This is a genomic window from Monashia sp. HAY1-2A, assembly GCF_056755315.1.
The window spans coordinates 1-1268 of sequence record NZ_JBNDHY010000302.1 but is presented as its reverse complement, the minus strand read 5'-3'; the positions used below and the strand labels follow the sequence as shown (position 1 = coordinate 1268).

The 1268-nt window shown below is 74.0% G+C and carries 1 protein-coding gene; it reads right to left on the bottom strand.

The features are described 5' to 3' along the window. The coding region (gene macS, locus ACPYOM_RS21960; protein WP_481347583.1) for a MacS family sensor histidine kinase at positions 1-1136 on the bottom strand (1136 nt) is incomplete at its 3' end. Positions 1137-1268: the final 132 nt, after the last annotated feature.

The window sequence follows — 1268 nt, the reverse complement described above, 5'->3', positions numbered from 1 at the left end:
TCCGTCGTCGGCAGCGTCAGATGTGTATAAGAGACAGGGCCACCGAGGTCGGCCAGGCGACCCTTGATGCTCGAGGAGACCCCGAGCCGGCCCTGGTCGACGGCCTCCTCGAGCCTGGCCTGGCTCAGCCCGCGACCCGAGTCGCGGATCGTCACGGCGACGTCGCGGCCGTCGTCGTCGAGCAGCACCCACGTGCGCGCGCCGTCCCCGGCGTGCTTGCGGACGTTGTCGAGCGCCGCCTCGACCGCGGCGACGACCTCGTCGGCGACGCGTCGGGGCAGCAGGACGGCATCGGCCGGTGACACCAGCTGGACGTCGTCGGTCTCGACGTGGCGCAGCAGGGTGCGCAGGTCCGCCTCGCCGCTGACCGCCCGACCGACCGCGGCCAGGTCGGTCTGGCTGACGAGTGTCCGCAGGATGCGCTCCTGCTCCCCCGCCATGGCCCCGAGAGCCGCGGACTCGCCGCCGAGGTCGGTGGCGCGCCGGTGGATGAAGGCGAGGGTCTGCAGGACGCCGTCGTGGACGGTGCGCGCGAGGCGGTCCCGCTCGGCGCGGGCCGCGTCGAGCCGCATCGCCTCGGCGAGCGTGGCGTGGCTGGCGCGGGCGAGGTCGACGCAGTAGCCGATGCAGCCGCCGAGGAGGAGCCCGAAGATCGAGTTCGAGACCGTGTTGGCGGTCGGCTCGGCGACCTCGACGAAGGAGCTCGCGGCGACGAGCGAGGCGGCCGCGACACCCCCGCGCCAGCCGCGCAGGATCGCGAAGCCGACGACGGCGGCGGAGGGCCAGATCGACGGGATGGTCTTGGCACCTCCGGTGATGACCTCGGGAGTGTCGACGAGGCGGGTCGCGAGGATCGCGGCGCAGCCCATCGCGAGCTCGGCGGTGTAGGCGCGAACCGTGCGCATCGGCCGGGCGGTCTGGGCCGCCGTCCATCCGGCGAGCAGACCGAGGACAGAGAGCGCGACCGCAGGGTGGGCCACCTCGGCGCGGCGCTCCCAGACCGAGTACGCGGCGTAGACCAGGGCGAGCACCCGGAAGACGTCGACGGCTCGCCACAGGCCCCTGACGACGGCGTGCTCGTCGTCGAGCAGGCCCGCACCCGGGGGCGTCCCGGACCGGCCGGTCTCGACGGTCATGGGTCAGGAGGCCGCCACGACGGGCCCGCCGCCCTCGTCGGAGTTGTGGCTGTTCGCCGCTGTGGCGGCGACGTCCGCGGCCTCGGGGGTGTCGGGCTGTCTCTTATACACATCTGACGCTGCCGACGACGG